The sequence below is a fragment of the Kitasatospora sp. NPDC094016 genome, assembly GCF_040304045.1.
In the GTDB taxonomy this organism is placed as follows: domain Bacteria; phylum Actinomycetota; class Actinomycetes; order Streptomycetales; family Streptomycetaceae; genus Kitasatospora.
On sequence record NZ_JBEOUK010000094.1, the window covers coordinates 1 to 4,094 of the forward strand.

The 4,094-nt window shown below is 71.1% G+C and carries 2 protein-coding genes and 1 pseudogene; all 3 read right to left on the reverse strand.

The window, feature by feature from the left end; genetic code table 11:
* A pseudogene (locus tag ABT015_RS37760) lies at positions 1–91 on the reverse strand (roadblock/LC7 domain-containing protein); the annotation flags it as partial.
* Positions 92–101: 10 nt separating this feature from the next.
* Positions 102–3,440 carry a nitrate- and nitrite sensing domain-containing protein gene (locus tag ABT015_RS37765; protein ID WP_350887844.1) on the reverse strand — a complete coding sequence of 1,113 codons (3,339 nt, stop codon included), beginning with the start codon at positions 3,438–3,440 and terminating at the stop codon, positions 102–104.
* A gap of 393 nt (positions 3,441–3,833) precedes the next feature.
* Positions 3,834–4,094, reverse strand: a 261-nt coding sequence (locus ABT015_RS37770) for an ATP/GTP-binding protein (protein ID WP_350887847.1), incomplete at its 5' end; no start/stop codon positions are given.

The window sequence follows — 4,094 nt, forward strand, 5'->3', positions numbered from 1 at the left end:
CGGCGGAGACCACCACGGTGTGGGACACCCCGGGGGTGTTGTCCACGAAATTGGTGATCAGCCAGTTCAGGTTCTGTGCGGCCTGGCTCATCTGAGTCAACTCAACGCTCCTGGTGGTTCGAGCCGCCGAAGAGATCGGTGCTTCGGTTCTGTCCGTTGCCGGACGGGTCTACCTGATCGGGGTCGATCCGGAAGCTTCCGGTGTTACCGGCACTGCGGCCCTGCTCCACGCCGCGGCGCAGGTTGGTGAGCCGGCCGCGGACCTCCTCGGGGCTGCGGGAGACCTGCGGCCCTTCCTGCGGAGTGGGCTTGGCGTTCCCGGCCACCAGGTTCTGCTTGGGCACGCGCCGCGGCAGACCTGCCCCGGTGGTGCCGCCGGAGGCGGGCTCGCGGGTCTGCTCGGCCTGCTGCCAGGCGCCGTCGTTGGGCGACTGCCAGGGCGAGTTGGTCGGGCCGGTCGGGCCGTAGCCGCCCAGCGCCGACACGTCGTGGCCGCGTGGCTCGTCGACCGCCGAGGTGTCCTTGGCGCCGGCGAACCAGTTCGGGGTCTCGCCGCCGGAGCCGCCGTCCGCCGGAGCGGTCGGGGCGCCGAAGCCGCCACCCGCCAGCTGCTGGCCGGGGCGGCGCTGCGGCAGCCCGGACGGCAGGGTGGCGGTGGGTTCGGCGGCGGGCAGCGCGGGCGGCTCCGGGGCGTACGGGTGGCCGGCCGGGGCCTCCTCGGCCTGCTGGCCGTACTGGTCGGCGTAGCCGTCCTGGTAGCCCTGGTAGCCGTCGCCCTGGTAGTCCTGGTGGCCGTACTGGTCGTCGGCGTAGCCGGACTGGTCGTAGCCCTGCTGCGGGTACTGGCCGTACTGGTCCTGGCCGTACTCGTCCTGCTGGTAGCCGTACTGGTCGTCGGCGTAGCCGGACTGCTGCTCGTAGCCCTGGGGGGCGTACTGGTCGTAGCCCTGCTGGTACTCCTCCTCGACCTCGGCGTCCAGCACCGGCGGCTCGCCGTCGTGCGGGCCGCTCTCCAGGGCCGCACGACGGACCTGGTCGAGGCGCTGCGAGCGCTGGACGGCCTCCAGGGCCGGGCTGAAGCCGCTGGATCCGGCGTTGCCGGTGCCGGTGAGGTGGTCGTCGAAGCCCAGCTCGGCGGCGCTGCGCGGCTGGCCGCCCGGCGCCCACTGGGAGGTCGGCTCCTGCTCGGCGAAGATCCGGGAGACGGTGAACTGCTCCTCGGGCTCCGGCGCGGCGCCCGACCGGGTGATGAACGGCGGGATCATGACCAGCGAGGTGGTGCCCGCGGACTCGCCGGACGGGCGGAGCTGGACGCGGACGTCGTGCCGCTGGGACAGCCGGCCGACCACGAACAGGCCCATGCGGCGGGAGATGGTGGCGTCGACGGTGGGCGGCTCGGCCAGCTTCTCGTTGATCTCGGCGAAGTCGTCGGCGGTGAGGCCGATGCCCTTGTCGTGGATCTCGACCAGCACCCGGCCGTCCGGCAGGCGGGTCGCGTTGACCAGGACCCGGGTCTGCGGGCTGGAGAACGAGGTGGCGTTCTCCAGCAGCTCGGCGAGCAGGTGGACGAGGTCGGTCACGGCGGCGCCGACGACCTCGACCTCCGGGATGCCGGACAGCTCGACGCGCTCGTACTGCTCCACCTCGGAGGAGGCGGCGCGGAGCACGTCGACCAGCGGGACCGGGGTGTTCCAGCGGCGGCCGGCCTCCTCGCCCGCGAGGACGAGCAGGTTCTCACCGTTGCGGCGCATACGGGTGGCGAGGTGGTCCAGCTTGAAGAGGTTCTCCAACTGGTCCGGGTCGGCCTCGTTGTTCTCCAGGTCGGTGATCAGCGCCAGCTGGCGCTGGATCAGGCCCTGGCTGCGACGCGACAGGTTGGTGAAGATCGCGTTGACGTTCCCTCGCAGCAGGGCCTGCTCGGCGGCGAGCGCCACGGCCTGCTGGTGGACCTGGTCGAACGCCCGGGCGACCTCGCCGATCTCGTCCTTGCCGTGCAGCGGGATCGGGGTGACGGAGGTGTCGACCCGGTCGGGGTCGGTCTTGGAGAGCTTCTCGACCAGGTCCGGCAGGCGGTGGTCGGCGATCTCCAGGGCGGCGCTGCGCAGGGTGCGCATGCCGAGGATCATCGAGCGGGCGACGTAGCCGGTGAGCAGACCGGCCAGGATGAGCGCCGCGACGACGATGATCGTGTTGAGGATGGCGTCGTAGAGCGCGTTGTCCTTGAGGCCGCGGGAGTCCGTGAGGACGTCGTTCAGCAGCTGGACCTCGGTGTCGCGCAGGGCCTGGATGTGGGTGTTGGCGGCCTGGTTCCAGTTCTCCGGGGTGAGACCGGAGTCCTTGGCCTCCTTGTAGGCCTGGTCGGCGGCGGCCTTGCCCTTGCTCTGGCCCTCGGCGGCGGCCTGGCTGTAGGCGGCGCCGAGGGAGAGCAGGGTCTGCATGGAGGGCGCGGTGCCGTTCGGCATCTTGTAGGCCGAGCGCTCCTGCGCGGCGGCCTGGGCGACCTGCGCGTTGGCGTACTTACGGGCGTCCTCGGGGGCGCTGCCGGTGTTGAACTCGGTCAGCGAGACCTGCTCCAGCCGCTCCGCCACCAGGATCTGCTGGATCACGTCGGCGTTCTCGAACCGGGTGGTGGCGTTCTGCGAGATGCCGACCAGCAGGTGCAGCATGAGCGCGCGCTGGGTCGAGGCGGAGGCCTTGGCGAGGGACATCGCGTAGATCGCGCGGCCCTTGCTGGCGGCGTTGCTGGAGCCGATGCCGACCGAGTTGTCGTAGGACAGCAGCGGGGCGAACATCACCGAGTAGGCGTTGACGGTGGCGCCGGCGAACAGCTCGGCGCCGTACGCGCTGGACCGCAGGTGCGGCAGGTCGACCACCAGGGCCTGGAAGGCCTCGTGGCGGCGCGGGAGTTCGCCGGACTTGTCGGAGGCCGCGTAGGCCGCCTCGTACGCCTTCAGCGCGGCGTCCGTGCTGGCGCGGATCTTGGCGACCTTGCCGTCCGGGTCCTGCTTGGTGAGCAGGGGTATCAGCGTGGTGTCGCGCTCGATCTCCAGCGCTTCGGCGAGCTCGGTGGCCGCCTTGGCGAGCTCGGCGGTCTTCTCGGCGCGGGAGGCCTTGATGTAGCCGTCGACCGAGGTGTTCACGCGGAGGCCGCCGAAGACGAGGCTGATGATCACGGGGATCAGCAGGATCGCGATCAGACGGGTCGGCACGCGCCAGTTGCGCGGGCGGAGGAAGTCGTACCGCTTGGAGGCGTCGCCGTCCGGACCGCCGCTGCGGGGTTCCGTGGACGCGGCCGGGGGCTGCGGGGCCGGGGAGGCCTGGGAGCGCTCCTCGGTGGGGGTGAAAGCGGAGAATCCGGCCGGGTCCGCTGCGGTACCGTTCGGCTCGCTCCGGCGGGGCTCGGAGCGCCGCTGCGGGGCGGGTTGCTGCTTACGCCTCACTCGACAACTACCTCTCGGCCGACTGTCGGCCATGGATCAATCCAGCGCTACCCCCGGGCCCTGGCCCGTCACCGGTGGGCCGGCGCGAGGGTTTCAGGGGTAGCTGGAATTTCAGCACGTGCAGGGATGGGGGACAAACAGCCGCAGGATGGCCCCCGCGTCGGCGCAATAGGGACATTCACCGACATGACGGAGCAAAACCGTGGTCTTCTGGCGCTGAGTGACGCTAGTTCACCACGCAGAGTCACTGTTGATCACAAAATGCCTACCGAACTGTTATCCGCTGCTTATACAGCGGGTCTTGCGCGATGCCCCTGGAGGACATCGGCCGGTAGCGGCTCCGCCCCGGGGGCCGTCACGCCGACGGCCCCCGGGCTCCGGATGTCCGGCCCGTCATCGAAGTCGGGCGAGGAGGGCGTGCTCGACGAGGGTGATGAGAGCGCTCTTGGCGCTGTCGCGGCGGCGGGCGTCGAGCGTGACGACCGGGGTCTCGGCGCTGAGCTGGAGCGCTTCGCGGACCTCGTCGGGGGTGTGGGGCTGGTGTCCGTCGAAGCCGTTTAGGGCGACGACGAAGGGGAGTCCGCTGTTCTCGAAGTAGTCGAGGGCGGGGAAGCAGTCGGCGAGGCGGCGGGTGTCGACGAGGACGACGGCGCC